The organism is Nocardioides sp., from assembly GCF_030149505.1.
GTDB lineage: Bacteria > Actinomycetota > Actinomycetes > Propionibacteriales > Nocardioidaceae > Nocardioides.
In genome coordinates this window covers 1-17,528 of record NZ_JASBRN010000019.1, presented here as the reverse complement: position 1 = coordinate 17,528, position 17,528 = coordinate 1, and the positions used below count along the sequence as shown (strand labels likewise).

At 73.7% G+C, this 17,528-nt stretch carries 18 protein-coding genes; 3 read left to right on the top strand and 15 right to left on the bottom strand.

Annotated features, from left to right (window positions below):
• The 5 genes from Q1V71_RS03485 to Q1V71_RS03465 form a co-directional block, all read right to left on the bottom strand.
• On the bottom strand, positions 1-486 hold the full coding sequence (locus tag Q1V71_RS03485) for a hotdog fold domain-containing protein (RefSeq protein ID WP_300640775.1): 486 nt from the start codon (positions 484-486) through the stop codon (positions 1-3).
• A gap of 52 nt (positions 487-538) precedes the next feature.
• Positions 539-808, bottom strand: coding sequence for a metal-sensitive transcriptional regulator (locus tag Q1V71_RS03480; protein ID WP_300640773.1), 270 nt, complete (start codon positions 806-808; stop codon positions 539-541).
• Positions 809-997: 189 nt separating this feature from the next.
• Positions 998-1,375, bottom strand: a complete 378-nt coding sequence (locus Q1V71_RS03475; protein ID WP_300640771.1) for a VOC family protein — start codon at positions 1,373-1,375, stop codon at positions 998-1,000.
• Entirely contained in the window at positions 1,375-2,199 is an 825-nt protein-coding gene (locus tag Q1V71_RS03470) for a methyltransferase domain-containing protein (protein WP_300640769.1), read from the bottom strand. The genes Q1V71_RS03475 and Q1V71_RS03470 overlap by 1 nt, the downstream gene beginning before the upstream one ends.
• A 61-nt stretch (positions 2,200-2,260) precedes the next feature.
• Complete coding sequence (locus Q1V71_RS03465; RefSeq protein WP_300640767.1) at positions 2,261-3,169, bottom strand: alpha/beta fold hydrolase; 909 nt, start codon at positions 3,167-3,169, stop codon at positions 2,261-2,263.
• A gap of 174 nt (positions 3,170-3,343) precedes the next feature.
• Here Q1V71_RS03465 and Q1V71_RS03460 point away from each other — a divergent pair, with 174 nt between their 5' ends.
• A complete protein-coding gene (locus Q1V71_RS03460; RefSeq protein ID WP_300640765.1) occupies positions 3,344-3,832 on the top strand; it encodes a MarR family winged helix-turn-helix transcriptional regulator in 489 nt (162 codons plus the stop codon).
• Between the two features lie 149 nt (positions 3,833-3,981).
• Here the strand turns inward: Q1V71_RS03460 and Q1V71_RS03455 are convergent, their stop codons facing one another.
• The 8 genes from Q1V71_RS03455 to rsmI form a co-directional block, all read right to left on the bottom strand.
• The gene (locus Q1V71_RS03455; protein ID WP_300640763.1) at positions 3,982-4,836 is read right to left on the bottom strand and encodes a patatin-like phospholipase family protein; all 855 of its coding nucleotides are present in this window, start codon (positions 4,834-4,836) and stop codon (positions 3,982-3,984) included.
• Positions 4,837-5,021: 185 nt separating this feature from the next.
• A complete protein-coding gene (locus Q1V71_RS03450) occupies positions 5,022-6,878 on the bottom strand; it encodes an ABC-F family ATP-binding cassette domain-containing protein (protein ID WP_300640761.1) in 1,857 nt (618 codons plus the stop codon).
• 4 nt (positions 6,879-6,882) lie between these two features.
• Positions 6,883-7,872, bottom strand: coding sequence for a 4-(cytidine 5'-diphospho)-2-C-methyl-D-erythritol kinase (locus Q1V71_RS03445; protein ID WP_300640759.1), 990 nt, complete (start codon positions 7,870-7,872; stop codon positions 6,883-6,885).
• The gene (rsmA, locus tag Q1V71_RS03440) at positions 7,869-8,762 is read right to left on the bottom strand and encodes a 16S rRNA (adenine(1518)-N(6)/adenine(1519)-N(6))-dimethyltransferase RsmA (RefSeq protein WP_300640758.1); all 894 of its coding nucleotides are present in this window, start codon (positions 8,760-8,762) and stop codon (positions 7,869-7,871) included. The genes Q1V71_RS03445 and rsmA overlap by 4 nt, the downstream gene beginning before the upstream one ends.
• A gap of 135 nt (positions 8,763-8,897) precedes the next feature.
• Positions 8,898-10,025 (bottom strand): resuscitation-promoting factor, encoded by a 1,128-nt coding sequence (locus Q1V71_RS03435; RefSeq protein ID WP_300640756.1) that lies wholly within the window; start codon positions 10,023-10,025, stop codon positions 8,898-8,900.
• A 312-nt stretch (positions 10,026-10,337) separates the two neighbouring features.
• Complete coding sequence (locus tag Q1V71_RS03430) at positions 10,338-11,255, bottom strand: TatD family hydrolase (protein ID WP_300640754.1); 918 nt, start codon at positions 11,253-11,255, stop codon at positions 10,338-10,340.
• A complete protein-coding gene (locus Q1V71_RS03425; RefSeq protein ID WP_300640752.1) occupies positions 11,252-12,121 on the bottom strand; it encodes an alpha/beta fold hydrolase in 870 nt (289 codons plus the stop codon). Before Q1V71_RS03425 ends, Q1V71_RS03430 begins: the two co-directional genes overlap by 4 nt.
• Positions 12,118-12,993: a 16S rRNA (cytidine(1402)-2'-O)-methyltransferase gene (gene rsmI, locus Q1V71_RS03420; protein ID WP_300640750.1), complete on the bottom strand. Its 876-nt coding sequence runs from the start codon at positions 12,991-12,993 to the stop codon at positions 12,118-12,120. The genes Q1V71_RS03425 and rsmI overlap by 4 nt, the downstream gene beginning before the upstream one ends.
• Before the next feature lie 95 nt (positions 12,994-13,088).
• Between rsmI and Q1V71_RS03415 the strand changes: the two genes are divergently transcribed.
• Together Q1V71_RS03415 and Q1V71_RS03410 are read left to right on the top strand one after the other, a co-directional pair.
• Positions 13,089-14,819 (top strand): phospholipid carrier-dependent glycosyltransferase, encoded by a 1,731-nt coding sequence (locus tag Q1V71_RS03415; RefSeq protein ID WP_300640748.1) that lies wholly within the window; start codon positions 13,089-13,091, stop codon positions 14,817-14,819.
• A 34-nt stretch (positions 14,820-14,853) separates the two neighbouring features.
• Positions 14,854-15,267, top strand: a complete 414-nt coding sequence (locus Q1V71_RS03410; protein WP_300640746.1) for a PPOX class F420-dependent oxidoreductase — start codon at positions 14,854-14,856, stop codon at positions 15,265-15,267.
• Positions 15,268-15,585: 318 nt separating this feature from the next.
• Here the strand turns inward: Q1V71_RS03410 and Q1V71_RS03405 are convergent, their stop codons facing one another.
• Positions 15,586-16,374: a hypothetical protein gene (locus Q1V71_RS03405; RefSeq protein WP_300640744.1), complete on the bottom strand. Its 789-nt coding sequence runs from the start codon at positions 16,372-16,374 to the stop codon at positions 15,586-15,588.
• Between the two features lie 135 nt (positions 16,375-16,509).
• Complete coding sequence (locus Q1V71_RS03400; protein WP_300640742.1) at positions 16,510-17,391, bottom strand: oxidoreductase; 882 nt, start codon at positions 17,389-17,391, stop codon at positions 16,510-16,512.
• Positions 17,392-17,528: the final 137 nt, after the last annotated feature.

Genomic DNA, 17,528 nt, shown 5'->3' with positions numbered 1-17,528 from the left:
TCAGCGCTTCGGGCTGACCCAGAGGTTGATCGTGCCCTCGATGACGACCGTGCCGTCGTCGCGGGTGCCGCGGACGCGGACGGGCAGGTCGTAGCCGTCACCGAGCTCCGCGGTCCACTGCTCGGGGTCGGTCTCGGCGATGCACGTGATGTCGCTGGTCGCCTTGGCGGTGTAGCGCACGTCCATTCCCTGGGGGATCCACCGGCGGTCCGAGGGGATGGTGACCTCGGCGAGCGCGCCCATCGCGGCCTCGAGGCCGTTGCACAGCGCGATCGCGTGGACGGTGCCGATGTGGTTGTGCACGGCCCGGCGCTTGGGGATCACGAGCTCGGCGTGGTCGGGCTCGAGCACGGTGAACCGCGGGCGGATCGAGGAGAAGTACGGCGCCTTCTGGCCGAAGGCCAGGCTGAAGGCACGCGTGCCGATGCTGCTGCCGATGACGGGGAGGCTGCTGGCGGTGCGCCACAGCGAGAGGACCTGGCTCATGCGGTCGGATGCTACCGGTCGGTAACCTCTGGGCGCCAGGACCCTGCCGGACTCATGAGAGCGACAGGAAGTGCCGCTCGTAGGCGTCCAGGTCGGCCTCGGAGATCTCCTCGCCGTTGGCGAGCTGGCGGCGCAGGTCCTGGGTGACCATCGCGAACCCGGCGCGCTCCAGCGCCCGGGTCACGGCCTTGAGCTGGTTGAGGACGTCGTCGAGCTGACGGTCCTCCTCGATCATCCGCAGCACGCCGGCCAGCTGTCCCTGCGCGCGCTTGACCCGGTTCACCACGGGTGACGGGTCACTCGATCGGGTGCAGTCGTCCATCGGTGGGTCGGCCCTTTCTGGAGACGACCTGTGGGCCGTCGTGGCAAGAGGCGTCGTCCCTCGGCCCCCCAAGACCATGCCGCCGTCGCGCCGGTGGGCGCGCCGAACGGGTCGACACGAGTCAAACGCGGGAAACCCCCGGGGGTTACGTCGCGCCCTCCCGCACCGGCCCCGTGCGGGCCGCACGGATCACCCGCGAGCGGCCAGCAGCTCGACTCGGTTGCCGTGCCCGTCGCGCACGTGCCAGCGCGCATGCCCGGGAAAGGTGTCGCGCTCGGAGGCGTCCACCTCGTGACCGAGCGCCTCGAGCCGGTCCGCCACCCGGTCCAGCTCCGCCACGTCGTCCAGCAGCACGGCGGGGTGGGCCTTGCGCGCGGGCGCGAACGGGTCCTCGACGCCCACGTGGACCTCCAGCCCACCGTCGTACGAGCGGAACCAGGCGCCGCCCCGCCCCGCCAGCGTGGCCGGCTTGGGCACCTCGACCAGCCCCAGGCCCTGGACCCAGAACCGGCGCGCGACGTCCTCGCCACCCGGCGGGCAGGCGAGCTGGACGTGGTGCAGCCGCATCACTCCGCTCCCCCGGTCGCTGCGCCATCGCCCGGGACCCGGGCCACCACGAACGCCCGCCTGAAGGGCATCACCACCCCCGCCGGTCCGGGCGGGTACGCCGCCCGCAACCGCGCCTTGAGCTCGGACTCGAACCCGGGGCGGAGGTCCTCGGGGAGCGCCTGGAGCGTCGGTCGCGCGCCCGTGCCGGAGATCCACGTGAAGACCGGGTCCTCGCCGACCAGGACGTGCAGGTAGGTCGTCTCCCAGGCGTCGACCGTGCAGCCGAGCGCGGCGAGCGCCTCGAGGTAGGCGCGGGCCCCCGGGGCGGTCGGCGACGAGACGCCGCGCGTGTGCTCGGCGTACGGCTCCTCGGCGGCGAGCTGCTCGCGCAGCACGTGGCTCGGCTCGTCGAAGTTCGCGGGCACCCCGATCGCGAGCCAGCCGCCCGGGGTCACGTGCTCGACCAGGCCGGGGAGCAGCGCGAGGTGGTCGGGCACCCACTGCAGCGTCGCGTTCGTGACGAGCACGTCGGCGCGCTCGTCGCCGGCGAGCCAGTCGCGCAGGTCAGCCACGTCGTAGGTCGCCCCGTCAGTGCCGTCGCCGCGGTCGCGGGCGGCCGCCACCATCTCCGGGCTCGAGTCGAGCCCGTGGACCGCGGCACCGGGCCAGCGCGAGGTGATCAGCGGCGTCAGGTGGCCGGGCCCGCAGCCGAGGTCGACCACGGTGCGGACCCGGTCGGCGGGGGCGGGCACCCGTGCGAGCAGCTCGCCGAACGGCCGCGACCGCTCGTCGGCGTACGCGAGGTAGCGGGTGGGGTCCCAGGTCGGTGCATCCAGCGGCACGGCTTCCTCCAGATATCTTGACGTCAAGACATCTCGAGCATCGCCCGCATTTATCTTGATGTCAAGAGACTTCTGCGAGGAAGGTGCGCACCAGCGCGGCGACCCGGTCGGGTCGCTCGAGCTGCAGGAAGTGCCCCGCGCTCGGGACCACCTCGACCCGGCTGCGCGCCGGCAGCTCGGGCAGCAGCTCGACCAGCCGGGCGGCGAAGCGCGAGTCCAGGCAGCCGTCGCGCGCGCCGTGGAGGTAGAGCAGCGGCACCCGCGGCAGCTGCAGCCAGGTGTCGGCCAGGTCGGCGTACGCCGTCGGCAGGGCGCCCCGGCGCGGCGCCGCCCGGTAGTAGTCGATCGCGGCCTTGCGGTGGGCGCGGTCGGGCAGCGCCGCGGCCAGGTGCTCGAGGTCCTCGCCGGGGTCGTAGCCCGGGGACCAGGCGCGCCACAGCCGCGCCACGTGCGCGGAGAAGACCCGCTCGGGGAGCAGGGGCAGCTGGTGGAACACGGTGTACCAGCTCAGGAGCGACTGGCGGGCCAGCAGCGGCAGGTCGCCCAACCCGCGCGGGAAGAGCGCCGGGGCCGGTGGGACGGCCATCGCCACGGCGGCGGCGTACGGCGTGTGCTCGGCCGCACCCGTGCCGTGCGCGACCAGCGCGCCCCAGTCGTGGCCGACGACGACCGCGCGCTCGTCGCCGCCCAGCGCCGCGTGCAGGGCGATCGTGTCGTGGACCAGCGCCGGCACGTGGTAGCTGCCGTCGGGGGCCAGCCCGGTCGGCGCGTAGCCGCGCAGGAACGGCGCCACCACCCGCCAGCCGTCCTCCGCCAGCACCGGGCCGAGGTGGCGCCAGGTGTGCGCGGTGTCCGGGAAGCCGTGCAGCAGCACCGCGAGCGGGCCGTCCTCGGGGCCCCACGTCAGGGCCGAGACGTGCAGGCCGGAGGGCAGGTCGACGGTCAGGGTCTCGGGCTGGGCGCGGGGCACGGGGGCAGCGTAGGCGGGTCGGGCGGCCGAAAGTTTCATCGGCCGGCCGACAGACCTTGCGGAGGGCCGACGTTGCTTCATCGGCCCGCCGCAAGGTTCATCGGCCGGCCGATGAAACGAACCCCCTCAGACTCTCTCGACGTCGAGAATCTCGACGTCCCGTACCCTGAACGCATGCGGGACGAGGTCGACGAGCTGGTGGAGGCGTGGGCGCGCGAGCGCAGCGACCTCGACCTGGGCCCCGTCGCCGTGTTCAGCCGGATCAGCCGACTCTCGCGCCACCTCGACCTCGCGCGCCGGGCGGCCTTCACCGCCCAGGGCATCGAATCGTGGGAGTTCGACGTGCTGGCCGCGCTGCGCCGCGCCGGCACGCCGTACGAGCTCTCCCCCGGCCGCCTCCTGCGCGAGACCCTCGTGACCAGCGGCACCATGACCAACCGGGTCGACCGGCTCGTCGCACGGGGGTACGTCGAGCGCAACCCCGACCCCGCCGACCGGCGCGGTGTCCTGGTCCGACTCACGCCCGAGGGCAAGGCGGCCGTCGACAGCGCCTTCGAGGCGCTCCTCGAGGCCGAGCAGGCCTTCCTCTCCGGACTCCCCGAGCGCGACCGTGCCCGGCTCGCCGAGCTGCTCCGCACCCTGCTCGCGCCCTTCGCTGACTGAGCCGCTCCACCGGAGCGGCGCAAGCACACTCGCTTTGGTCACCGCCCATGGTCAGCTCGCGCGGTCTCGACACGCTCCGTCGCGGCTTCGTCCCTCAGCCGCGGTCGCTGCTCGACCACCGGCGATCACACCCGCTGACGCGTGCGTGATCAGGCGGCGACGGTGCGGTCCTGCCCGAGCGGACCGAGGGCCTCGCAGGCGGCGCGGTAGCCCAGGGCGATGTGCTCGGCGGTGCGGGAGAAGTCGTGCATCCGCACGCCGAGGTCGGGGGCGGCGAGGTGCACGACCTCGACCCCCGGCATGGCCACGGTCGGCCGCACCCGCATCGAGACCGCCAGGCTCGCCAGCAGCACGTCGATGGGGGTGCGGACGCGCCGCAGCCGCGCGGGCACGCTCGCGTCGAGCACGAACACCCGCGAAGGGGCCAGCGAGGGAGCGCCGGCCACCGGCACGAGATCGGCGATGCCGCCGTCCACGTGGGTCTCGGGTCCGTCCTCGCCCATGAGGCGGACCGGGTCGAAGATGCTGGGCAGCGCGGTGCTGGCCAGCAGCAGGGTCTGCAGGTCGCCCCGGTCGTGGTAGACCGCGTCGCTGGATTCCAGCCGCGTCGTCACCACCCGCACCGGGACGGGGAGGTCCTCGAGCCGGTGCGTCGGGGCCCAGGTGCGGACCAGGCGCAGCAGGCCGTCGGAGGAGTACAGCGAGGCCGGGTGCCGCACGACGTGGCCGATCCGGGTCCAGTGGCTGCCGGGGAAGACGTCGCGGCTCTGGATCCGCGACCAGTGCTGGCCCAGCTGCTGCACGCGCTCTGCGAGGTCGCCCGGCGAGTCGGCGCCGGCCCCGGCGAGGAAGACGGAGTTGAGGGCGCCGACGGAGGTACCGACGTACGCCGCCGGGCGGATGCCCCGCTCGACGAGGGCCCGCATCATCCCGACCTGGACGGCGCCGCGCGAGGCGCCTCCGCTGAGGACGAGCACGTCGCGGGTGTGGGGAAGCTGGTGCATCTCGCCTCCTCGGCCGGGGCGGACCTCCGTGTCCACCGGGATCTTCAGATCGGCTTCATGCGCACCGACCTGAAGGATCGTGGAGGCATCGGCGGGGTCGGCGAGGCCGTTCTGCCCGGGAGGTACGCCGGGGATGACCCGTTCTGACTACCTTGCCTGCTGCTCCCCCGCGCCGGTCCCGCGGGCTACTCCAGCAGCTCGGCGGCCTCGAGCCACTCCATCTCGACCTCGTCCTTCTCCGCCGACAGCGTCGCGAGCTCGGCCGAGATCTCCGCGAGCCGCTGGTGGTCGGTCGCGTGCTCGAGCACCAGGGCGTTGAGCTCGGCCTCGCGCTCGGCGATCCTCTCCAGCCGCTTGTCGAGGCGGGACAGGGTCTTGCGGGCGGCCCGCTCCTCGGCGGAGCCGGCCTTGGCCTTCGGGGGCGCGCCGTTGTCGTCGCCCTCGGTGACCGCGTCACCCGGTCTCGACACGCTCGTGCGAGCTCGTTCCTCGCTCGCGTCGCTTGCTCGACCTTCGCGCGCCCACGCCGGGGGCTCCTTCGTCGCCCCCAGCTGCGCGCTCCGCCGCTCGAGGTACTCGTCGACCCCGCGCGGGAGCATCGAGATCTGCCCGTCGCCGAGCAGCGCCCAGGTGGAGTCGGTGACCCGCTCCAGGAAGTAGCGGTCGTGGGAGACGACGACGAGCGTGCCGGGCCAGCCGTCGAGGAAGTCCTCGAGGACGTTGAGGGTCTCGATGTCCAGGTCGTTGGTGGGCTCGTCGAGCAGCAGGACGTTGGGCTCCTCCAGCAGCAGCTTGAGCAGCTGGAAGCGGCGCCGCTCGCCACCGGACAGGTCGCCGAGGCGGGCCGTCAGCCGGTCGCCGGTGAAGCCGAAGCGCTCCAGCAGCGAGGTCGCGGAGAGCTCGCGGCCGTCGAGGGTCTTCGACACCCGGCGGATGTCCTCGACCGTGGCGAGCACCCGGGCGTCGGGGTCGACCTCGTCGATCGCCTGCGTCAGGTGCGCGAGCTTCACCGTGCGGCCCTGCCTGACCCGGCCGACCTGCGGCTGCACCGCGCCCGAGAGCAGGTTGAGCACCGAGGTCTTGCCGGCGCCGTTGACGCCCACGATCCCCACGCGGTCGCCGGGGCCCAGCCGCCAGGTGGCGTGCGAGAGCAGGGTGCGCTCGCCACGGACCAGGTCGACGTCCTCGAGGTCCACGACGTCCTTGCCGAGGCGCTGGGTGGCGAAGCGCTCGAGCTCGAGCCGGTCCCGCGGGGGCGGGACGTCGTCGATGAGGGCGTTGGCTGCGTCGATGCGGAACTTCGGCTTCGACGTCCGCGCCGGCGGGCCGCGGCGCAGCCAGGCCAGCTCCTTGCGCACGAGGTTCTGCCGGCGTACCTCTGCGGCCGAGGCCTGGCGCATCCGCTCGGCCTTGGCGAGGGTGAACGCGGCGTACCCGCCCTCGTAGACGTCGACCACGCCGTCGTGGACCTCCCAGGTCCACTGGCAGACCTCGTCGAGGAACCACCGGTCGTGGGTGACGACGACCAGCGCGCTGTCGCGGGCGCGCAGGTGCGCGGCGAGCCAGGCGACGGCCTCGACGTCGAGGTGGTTGGTGGGCTCGTCGAGGACGAGCAGGTCGTGCTCGCCCAGCAGCAGCGCAGCCAGGGAGCAGCGGCGCCGCTCGCCGCCGGAGAGGCCGACGACCGCCCGGTCGAGGGGGATGCCGGCGAGCAGCTCCTCGACGACCTCGCGGGTGACGGTGCGGGCGGCCCACTCGTGGTCGGCGAGGCCGCCGAGGACCGCCTCGCGCACGCTGTGGGTGTCGACGAGCTCGTCGCCCTGGTGCAGGTAGCCGATCTCGAGCCCGCGGCGGCGCGAGACGCGACCGGTGTCGGGCTCCTCCAGGCCGGTCATGACCTCCAGCAGCGTGGTCTTGCCGTCGCCGTTGCGCCCGACGATGCCGATCCGGTCGCCCTCCCCCACGCCGAGGGAGACCTCGGAGAGCAGCGGGCGCACGCCGTAGGACTTCGAGACGAGCTCGAGGTTCAGCAGGTTCGACACGGGCTCAGCCCACCGGCCCGTCGTAGGAGACGACGTGCACGCCGGACACCGGGGCGGGTACGGCGACGGCACGGCCGTGGCCGGCCTCGTGCATCGCCGCGGTCACGGTGCGCGCGTGGTCGGCGTCGGCGCACAGCAGCAGGACGCTGGGCCCGGATCCGGAGAGCAGGCACTCCAGTGCCCCGGCGTCGTACCCGTCGTCGAAGGTCTGCTGGAGGTCGGGGCGCAGTGCGAGGGCGGGGTCCTGCAGGTCGTTGGCCAGCTGCTCGGCCAGGGCGTGGACGTCGCCACGGGCCAGGGCGTCGAGCAGCTCGACGGGGAGCTCCGGCTCGGGCAGCGAGGCCAGGTCGCTCATCTCGTCGAAGGTGCGGTAGACCTCCGGCGTCGAGAGCCCGGTGTCGTTGCCGACCACGACCCACCACCACGACCCGGCGTCGGCGAGCGGCTCGACGAGCTCGCCGCGGCCGGTGCCCCCGGCGGTGCCGCCCAGCAGCGAGAACGGCACGTCGCTGCCCAGGGTCGCGGCCAGCGCGAGCAGGTCGTCGTCGGAGGTGTCGAGGTCCCACAGCCGGTCGAGCGCGACGAGCGTGGCGGCGGCGTCCGCGGAGCCACCGGCCATGCCGCCCGCGACCGGGATCGACTTGTGGATGGTGATGGCGGCCGCGAGGTCGACGATGCCGTGGTGGGCCAGCAGCGCCCGCCCGGCACGGACGGCGATGTTGTCCTCGCCCAGCGGCACGGTGTGCTCGACGCCCCGGTCGGCGGGGCGCCCGGTGGCCGAGGGGTCGGCGAGCAGGCCCTCGTAGCGCACCTGCACCGACCACTCGTCCCAGGTCGAGACGGTGACGTCGTCGTAGAGCCCGACGGCCTGGTAGACCGTCGCCAGCGGGTGGAAGCCGTCGGGCCGCGGGGCGCCGACGCCCAGGTGGAGGTTGATCTTGGCCGGCGCCCGCACCGTCACCCGGCGCGAGTCGTGGGTGCTCGCCTCGCTCATCGGCCCGCCTCGCTGTCCCGTACGTCGGTGACGACCGGCAGCGCCTCGGCGATGCGCACGAAGTCCTCGACGGTCAGCGACTCCCCCCGGGCCAGCGGGTCCACGCCGGCCTCGGCCAGGGCCGCGTCGACCGCCTCGGCCGGGGCGACCGCCCGCAACACCCCGCGCAGGGCCTTGCGACGCTGGGCGAAGGCGGCGTCGACGATCGCGAAGACGTGCTCGCGCGGGACGCTGGTCGTGGGCGGCTCGCGGCGAGTCCAGGCCACCAGGCCGGAGTCGACGTTGGGGGCCGGCCAGAAGACGTTGCGGCCGATGGCGCCGGCGCGGCGCACGTCGGCGTACCACGCGGCCTTGACCGAGGGGACGCCGTAGACCTTCGAGCCGGGGCGGGCCGCGAGGCGGTCGGCGACCTCGGCCTGCACCATCACCAGGCCGCGCTCGAGGGAGGGCAGGAGCGCCAGCAGGTGCAGCAGCACGGGCACCGAGACGTTGTAGGGCAGGTTGGCCACGAGCGCGGTCGGCGGCGGGCCGGGGAGCTCGGTGACGCGCAGGGCGTCGGCCAGCACGACCTCGCAGCGCTCGGCACTGTCGCCCGCGTGCTCGGCCAGCGTGCGGGGCAGCCGCGCGGCGAGCAGCTCGTCGAGCTCGACGGCCACCACCCGGTCCACGACCTCGAGCAGCGCGAGGGTCAGCGAGCCGAGACCCGGACCGACCTCCACGACGACGTCCTCGGGGCCGACCCCGGACTCCCGGACGATGCGGCGCACCGTGTTGGGGTCGATGACGAAGTTCTGGCCGCGCTGCTTGGTGGGGCGGAGGTCGAGCTCGGCCGCGAGCTGACGCACCTCCGCCGGCCCGAGGAGCCTCGGACCGGCGGAGGTGTCAGACATGAGTGTCACGCTATCCGGTGGTGTGGTGGGGCTCGGCGGCCGCCTCACCGGGTCTCGACACGCGGGTCACGGCTTCGCAGGCTCAGCCGTGCCGCTCGCTCGACCACCATCGACGAGTCCGCTGGCGCGTCCTCGTCATCGCGGCAGACCCAGCTTGGCCGCGCAGCCGGGCCACGCGCCGTACCCGCCCGAGGCGTCGCGCAGCTTGGTCGCGATCGCGATCTGGGTCTCGCGGCTCTGCTGGTGGGGGTAGCCAGGGCCGCCGTAGGCACGCCAGGTGCTCAGCGAGAACTGCAGGCCGCCGTAGTAGCCGTTGCCGGTGTTGATGGCCCAGTTGCCGCCGGACTCGCACTGGGCGAGGGCGTCCCACACGGTGCTGCCACCGGCGAAGTTGGGCGCGGCCTCCTGGGTGCCGACGCGCACGACCCGGTCGACGGGCTGGCGCAGCACCTGGGCCTTGACGACCTCGCGGACCGCGACCTCGCCGTTGCGGATGAAGACCTTGTAGACGACGTCGCGCAGCCCGGTGCGGCCCTCCTGGACGACCTCGGTCTCGCCCTCGGGCATCGAGGAGTCCTCGCGCTCGACGGTGTCGAAGGCGATGGTCTCACCGTCGACGGCGCGCCGCTCGACCCGCACGTCGGTGAAGACGATCCGCTCGCCGCCGCGCAGGCGCTTGTCGAAGCGCAGGTTCGCCTCGTCGAGCTTGGTGATCGTGACACCCATCTCCTTCAACGCCTCGCGGACGGTGGCGGCGGTGAGGGTGCGCTTCTTGGCCTTGGCCCCGGCGATGACCAGGGTCAGCTTCTTCGGCGTCGTCACCTCGAGGGTGGCGCCGGAGCGGTCCAGCTCGCCACCACGGGACAGGGAGAGGTCGGCGTCGCGGAAGCGCTGCCCGACCTCGGCCAGCGCGGAGTCGATGTCTGTGGCGAAGACCCAGTGGGTCTGCTCCTCGCCGTCGACCTCGAGGGTCAGCGGCTTGGCGTACTGCACGGTGATCGCGCTGCCGTCCTCGACCTCGTCGCCGGGCTCCGGGGCCACCAGGTCGCGGGAGCCGAGCTCGATGCCCTCCTCGGCCAGCACGTCGGCGACCGTGTCGCCGGAGGCGCGGACCTCACGGGTCTCGCCGTCGACGGTGAGGGTGACGGTGCCGGCGAGGGCGGCGTACCCCAGGGTGGTGCCGGCGACGGCCAGGACCACCGTGGCGATGAGTCCGACCATGACTGCGCGGCTGCGGGCGAGGGTGGTGATGGTGCTCTGCACACTTCTCCGAACGTGGTGCTCCCCGGGTCTGGAGTGCCGGCGCGCACCCGCCTCGCTCGCCCGGGCACGATGGTGCGCGGGTGGTCGGTGCGGGGGATCCGGGCGGCTGGTGGGCCGTCCGGGGCGCCGACAGGACCTCTCGATCCCGGCTGACGGTCACCTAGGACAACAGGCTTGCGCGGCTCGCGCCAACTCTTCCCGGAAACTTTTTCGCACGGCCCTCCAGGAGCGCGCGCCGTGACCGAGCACCCGCTGAGCACCCCTCTCACCCTTGTGACCAGGGGTTTGTGACGGGTGTGGCAGCACCGAGGTCTACCAGTGCCCGCCGAAGGCCGTGTCGGTGTTCACGTCGATGGCGTGGCACAGGTCACCCAGGTCCTCACCCCGCACCTCCGCCATCGTGCGCACGGTGAGCGGCACGAGGTAGGAGGCGTTGGGTCGGCCGCGGTAGGGCACCGGCGTGAGGTACGGCGCGTCGGTCTCGACCAGCACCCGGTCCTGCGGCGCGAGCGCCAGGGCCTCGCGCAGCGGGTCGGCGTTCTTGAAGGTGACGGTGCCCGCGAAAGACAGGTGCGCGCCCCGGTCCAGGCAGGCCCGCGCGAAGAGCGCGTCGCCGGAGAAGCAGTGCATCACCCAGCGCTCGGGCGCGCCCTCGGCGTCGATCACCCGCAGGACGTCCTCGTGGGCGTCGCGGTCGTGGATCACCAGGGTCTTGCCCAGCCGCTTGGCCAGGTCGAGGTGCCAGCGGAAGGACTCCTCCTGCGCGGACCGGCCCTCCTCGCCGGTGCGGAAGCGGTCGAGCCCGGTCTCGCCCACGGCACGGACCCGGTCGCGCCGGGCCAGGGCCTCGATCTCGTCGTACGCCGCCGGGAGCTGCCCCGCGGCCGCCAGCCGCGGCGCCTCGTTGGGGTGCAGCGCGACGCCCGCGACGATCTCGGGGTGCTCGGCCGCGGCCTCGACGGCCCAGCGCGCCCCCGGCAGGTCGCAGCCGATCTGCACGATCCGGGGCACCCCCACCGCGGCCGAGGCGGCCAGGGCGTCGCGGGTGGCGAACCACTCCCCTTCAGAGTCGGCGATGTCGAGGTGGCAGTGGTTGTCGACGACCGGGTGCGGCAGCGGCTCGGGGGCGGGGGGTCGCTCGCGGTTGCGCCGGGACCCGGACTTCTCCTCGGTCGCCGCGCGGGACCGGGTGGGGCCCTGTCCTCCCCCTCGCTCTCCGGTACCGCTCACGCGGTGAGCACCCGCTCGATGATCGCCTCCGCCGCGGCCTCGGGGGCCTGGGTGGGGATCCAGTGGGTGACGCCACGCAGGACGACCAGCTCGTAGGGCGCGTGGACGTAGCGCTCGGTGGCGTCGACCGGGGCACGGGTGATGGCCGCGTCGCCGTCGCTCCACACCAGCGTCGTCGGGACGGTGACCCTGCGACCGAGCAGGCTGCGGTCCATGAAGGGCAACGAGCGGTACCAGCCCAGGCCGCCGGGCAGCGCGCCGTCCTCGACGACCTCGCGACGGAAGGTCGCGACCTCCTCGGGGGTCATCCCGAAGCCGCCGCCCAGGAGCCGGTCGAACTGGCCTCCCTCGCGACGGGCGAGCCGCTCGGGCAGGCGCGGGATGTTGAAGGCCGCCATGTACCAGGACTTCAGTCCCTGGCGGGAGGTGAACCACGAGCGCATGAACGCCTCGGGGTGCGGCACCGACAGCGCGGTGAGGCTCGCGACCTTCTCGGGGGCGAGGGTGGCGGCGACCCAGGCGGTCGCGGCGCCCCAGTCGTGGCCGACCAGGTGGACCTTGCCGCCACCGCTCGCCCTCGTCGCAGCCGTGGCGACCGCGAGCGCGTCGTGGGCGAACTCCTGGACGGCGTACGCCCGGCGGCCGCGGGGGCGCGCTCGCGGGGAGTGGCCCCGTTGGTCGACGGCCAGGGTGCGCAGGCCGGCACGGTGCAGCAGCGGTGCGACCAGCCGCCACGACGTCGCGCGCTCGGGGAAGCCGTGCAACAGCACCACGACCGGTCCGTCGAGCGGCCCCTCGTCGAGGACGTCGAGGGTCAGGCCGTCGCGCCCGACCTCGGTGACGCGCTGAGGGGCGGTGTCGCTCATGAGTCCTCCTGGGGCTTGTGGACGGCGTCGTACACCTCGCGCTTGGGTACGCCGGCAGCCTGCGCCACCTCGAGGATGGCGGCCTTGCGCGGCGTGCCGGCGGCCTCGCGCTCGGCGACCGCGGCGCGCAGCTCGGCCGGCGCGGAGCCGATCGCGGCCGTGGGGGCCGCGCCGGCGACGACCAGCGTCACCTCGCCACGCACGCCCTCGCCGGCCCACTCCGCCAGCTCGGCCAACGGCCCGCGGCGCACCTCCTCGTGGGTCTTGGTCAGCTCGCGGCAGACCGCGGCGGGTCGGTCGGCGCCGAAGGCCTCCGCCAGCGCGGCCAGGGCTGCCTGGGTGCGGTGCGGGGCCTCGAAGAAGACCATCGTGCGCTGCTCGTCCGCGAGCCCGGCGAGCCGTCGGGCCCGCTCGCCGGCCTTGCGCGGGAGGAAGCCCTCGAAGCAGAACCGGTCGACCGGCAGCCCGCTGACCGCGAGCGCCGTCAGCACCGCGCTCGGCCCCGGCACCGCGGTCACGTGGACGTCGGCCTCGACCGCGGCGGCCACGAGGCGGTAGCCGGGGTCGCTGACGCTCGGCATGCCGGCGTCGGTCACGAGCAGCACCCGGTCACCGGCAAGGAGCATCTCGAGCAGCTGCGGGGTGCGGCCGGACTCGTTGCCCTCGAAGTAGGAGACGACCCGGCCCGTGATCGTGACGCCCAGGTCGGTGGTGAGCCGCTTGAGCCGGCGGGTGTCCTCCGCGGCCACCACGTCGGCGGTGGCCAGCTCCGTGGCCAGCCGCGGCGGCGCGTCCTCGGGACGACCGATCGGGGTGGCGGCCAGCACCAGCGTGCCCGCGGCTCCCGACGTACGTCCTCCCGTGCCGCTCACGGCAGGCATCCTCCCATCCCGGCAGCTGCCCCTCCGGCCCGCACCGTCCACCGAGTCGCCCACCCGCGCGGGCACCGGGACGTAGGGTGGCGCCCGTGACGAGCCAGGCGCCCGAGCGCGAGGTCCCCCGCGCTCCGGAGGTCGGTCTGTCCGCCACCGCCGAGGGACGGCCGGTGCCGAGCGCCTGGGCCCGCGCCCGCGGGCGGCTGCCCGCCGAGGACCCCTTCATCGGGTGGTCCGCCGCGCTGGCGCTCGGCCTGCTGGCGCTCTTCCTGCGGCTGTGGCGCCTCGGCACGCCGAGGGAGTTCCAGTTCGACGAGACCTACTACGCCAAGGACGCCTGGTCGCTGCTCAACAACGGCTACGTCCGCGGCTACGTCGAGGATGCCAACGACCAGATCCTCTCCGGGACGAGCGACGGGCTGTGGACCGACGGGCCGTCGATGATCGTCCACCCCGAGGTCGGCAAGCTGCTGATCGGCCTGGGTGAGAAGGCCTTCGGGCTCGACCCGTTCGGCTGGCGGGTCGCCTCTGCCGTGGTCGGCTCGCTCATGGTCGTGGTGATGGTGCGGCTCGCGCGCCGGATGACCGGCTCCACGCTGCTCGGCCTGGTCGCGGGCCTGCTGCTGATGCTGGACGGGCTGCACTTCGTGCTCTCGCGGCTGGCGCTGCTCGACATCTTCGTCGCCTTCTTCACCCTGTGCGCGGTGGCGTGCGTGGTCAACGACCGCGACTGGTTCCGCTCGCGCCTCGCCGCCCGGCTCCCCGCCCCTCCCGACGCCTCGTCGTGGGGACCGGTGCGCGCGCTGCTGTTCCGGCCCTGGCTGCTGGCGGGCGGGGTCTGCTGGGGCCTGGCGATCGGCACCAAGTGGACCGCGCTCTACCCGCTGGCCGCCTTCGGGCTGCTGGCGTGGGCGTGGAGCGCGGGGGCGCGCCGCTCCTTCGGCGTACGCCGCCCGGTGCTGCGCTCGCTGGTCGCCGACGCCCCCACCGCCTTCGCCCACCTCGTGCTGGTGGCCTTCGTGGTCTACCTGCTGTCGTGGACCGGCTGGCTGGCCAACGCCGGGGAGTACGAGGAGGGGCTCTCCTCCACGCAGTACACCCAGTTCAGCGGGGAGGGCCGCTGCGACGGCGAGACCTTCGTCGACGACGCCCCGGACCGCGATGCCCGCTGGCCCACGGCGACCGAGCCGGACGCCAGCGGCCTGGGCGAGGTGACCCAGTCGCTGCGCTCGCTCTGGTACTACCACCAGGACGTCTACACCTTCCACACACACTTCCTGAACTGCTCCACGCACACCTACCAGTCCCAGCCGTCCGGGTGGCTGCTGCTCAACCGGCCCGTCGGCGTCGCCGCCGACACCGGCATCGAGCCCGGCACCCGCGGCTGCACCGCCCCCGCCGGCAGCGACTGCCTGCGCCAGGTGCTGCTCATCGGCACCCCGATGATCTGGTGGGCCGGCATCGTCGCGGTGCTCTTCGCCGCAGCGATGTGGATCGGCGCCCGTGACTGGCGCTACGGCGTGGCCGTGGTCGGCGTGGCCTCGACCTGGCTGCCGTGGCTGCTCTACGACGACCGGCCGATCTTCCTCTTCTACGCCGTGCTCACGCTGCCGTTCGTCGTGCTCGCGCTGACCCTGGCGATCGGCCGGCTGATCGGGTCCTCGCGCGAGCCCAGCACCCGCCGCACCGTCGGCGTGGTCGTGGCCGGGTCGTTCCTCGTGCTGGTGCTGCTGAACTTCGCCTGGTTCTGGCCGGTGTTCACCCACGAGCTGATGACCCACTCCGCCTGGCTGGACCGCATCTGGTTCGCCCGGTGGATCTGACGCACCCCTCCACCCGACCCGCAGGAGACGACACATGGCCTCGTTCGAGCCCGGCTGGGGCGACCTCCCCGCCCCGCTCCTCGACTTCTGGACCGAGCGGCACCTGTGCACGCTCACGACCCTGCGCACCGATGGCTCCCCTCACGTCGTGCCGGTCGGCGTCGCCCTGGACCTCGAGCAGGAGTGCGCCTGGGTCATCACCGGCGGCGGGTCGGTGAAGGCGCGCCACCTCCGCACCCCTGGCCGGGTCGCCGCCTGCCAGGTCGACGGCCCCCGCTGGTCGACCCTCGAGGGCACCGCGGTCGCCACCACCGACCCCGCCGACGTCGCCCGTGCGGTCGGGCGGTACGCCGGTCGCTACCGCCAGCCCCGCGAGAACCCCGAGCGGGTGGCCCTGCGCATCACCGTCTCGCGCTTCCTGTTCGGCCCGGGGCTGCTGCGGGGCTGACCGGCGCACAGCGCCGCCCGCAGGCCGCGGGGAGTCCCTGTCCGCAAGCGTTGCGTACCCAGACGGTCATATCGAGCCGGTGGAGCCGCCGGCCACGCTCAGCCAGGCGGGGCCGGGCGCCAGAGCGGGCCGGTGTGACCGTCTGGCTACGACGCGATCACGCGGCGGCACCCGGGCGCCCACCCCTCGTACCCGGACGGACGTACCGGGACGATTCCGCTCACGACCACGCTCAGCCACGAGGGTCTGCGCATGCGAGCAGGTCGGTGTGACCGTCTGGGTACGGGATCCCCGCCGTGCAGCCGCCGCAGGTGTGCGTCAGTCGGTGGTGCCGGCGCACTCGTTGGCGAAGGTCACCAGGTCGTGGGCGCTGTAGTGCGAGGGGTCGTCGTGGGGGCCGTCGACGGTGCGCAGGGTGACGTCGGCGCCGAACTCGGTGAGCCGGTCGACGATCGCCTCGCTGTTGGTGTCGTAGGGCACGAAGGGGTCGCGCGGCGAGGCGACGAAGCGGAAGGTCGTGCCGGTCTGCGCCAGCTTGAAGGCGGCGTCGACCGGGTTGCGGTCGCGGGGGTAGGGCTGGCCGCCGTAGGCCTGGGAGATGAAGCGGCGGGCGCCGGGGACGTTGCCCATGGTGGACATGTCGACGGCAGGCTTCACGCCGTACCAGCACGGGGGGCGCCGGTCGGCGTGGACGAGGGCGTTGAGGGAGGTGGTGCCGCCCATGGAGGCGCCGATGTAGAGCTTGACCTCACCGCCGCCCTGCTCCTCGGCCCAGTCCCACAGCGCCATGGTGTCCTGCGTCGAGAGCGGGTTGCCCCAGTTCTCCCGGTGGAACATCGAGGAGGCCACGACCCATCCGTCGCGCCGCAGCGCGTCCAGCCAGGTGCCGTCCATCTTGTGGTTGTAGTTGCTGCCCTGGCCGTGGAAGAAGATCGCGACGCCCTTGGGGTCGCTGGTCGCCGGGAGGTTGACCCGCACCCGTTGCCCGTCGAGGACGCCGCGCACCTGCTCGGCCGGCCGCTCGCCGCTGGCACCGGTGGTGAGCACCACCAGCAGCACGGCCAGCACGGTGGCCAGCAGTGCCTGCCCGACACGCTTGGCGCTCATCGACGTCCCCCTCGCAAGGCTGCACGAGCACGGCCCGTCGTGCCGTGCGCGCACCATTGTGCGGGCGGGCACCGACATCCGCGAGTGGGGTCCAGGAGCGGGCGCACCCGGGCGGGGTCACCGAACGGGGTCACCTCACCACGGGAACGAGGTGCCGGTCCGTTCCTCGGAGACCTCCCACAGCCGGCGCGCGGCATCGGCGTCGCGCGCCTGGGCCGAGCGCGGGTTGGGCCCCGGGGCCCCGCGCAGGCCCTGGAAGCCAGTGGGACCGATGTAGGAGTCCGGCGGCAGGTCGGCGGTGACGGCGTGGACGGTGGGCCGGGCGCCGAACTCCGCGCTGGTGGCGACGACCTTGTTGCCGATCCACATCAGCTTGTTCATCAGCGGGTTGGCGTGGTGGCTCTGCAGGTTGGTCGCGCTGTAGCCGGGGTGGCAGGCGTGCGCGACGACGTCGCGGCCGGCCGCGGTGAGGCGGCGCTGCAGCTCGGAGGTGAAGAGCAGGTTGGCGAGCTTGGACTGCTGGTAGGCGCGGGTCGGACGGTAGCCACGGGTCAGGTCGAGGTCCTCCAGGTCGACCTGCGGGCCGTGGTGCAGCCCCGAGGAGACGGTGACGACACGGTCGGTGACGTGCGGCAGCAGCAGGTTGGTCAGCGCGAAGTGGCCCAGGTGGTTGGTGCCGATCTGGCGCTCGAAGCCGTCGACCGTGCGGCCCTCGGAGACCATCATGATCCCGGCGTTGTTGACCAGCGTGGTGATCTCGCGGTCGGCCCACGAGGCGGCGAAGCGGCGCACCGAGGACAGGTCGGCGAGGTCGAGCTCGGCGACCTCGGTGCTGCCGCGCCCGGTCAGGGTCGCCGCCGCAGCTTCGCCCCGCGCGGGGTCGCGGACCGCCAGCACGACGTGGCCGCCGGCGTCGACCAGCTTCCGCGCGGCCTCGAGCCCGATCCCGGAGTTGGCCCCCGTGACGACGTACGAGGCGCCGGTGAGGTCGGGCAGGTCGGTGCGGTCGGAGGCCATGCGTTTCTCCTATGTCAAGCGGCGGCCGCGAGTCCAGTCGCGGCCGCTGCTTGATCGGTGTTGAGGTGGTTGAAGACGATGCGGGCCAAACGTCGTTTCAGGCAGCGCAGTGCCTCGGGCGTGGACATGCCGTCAGC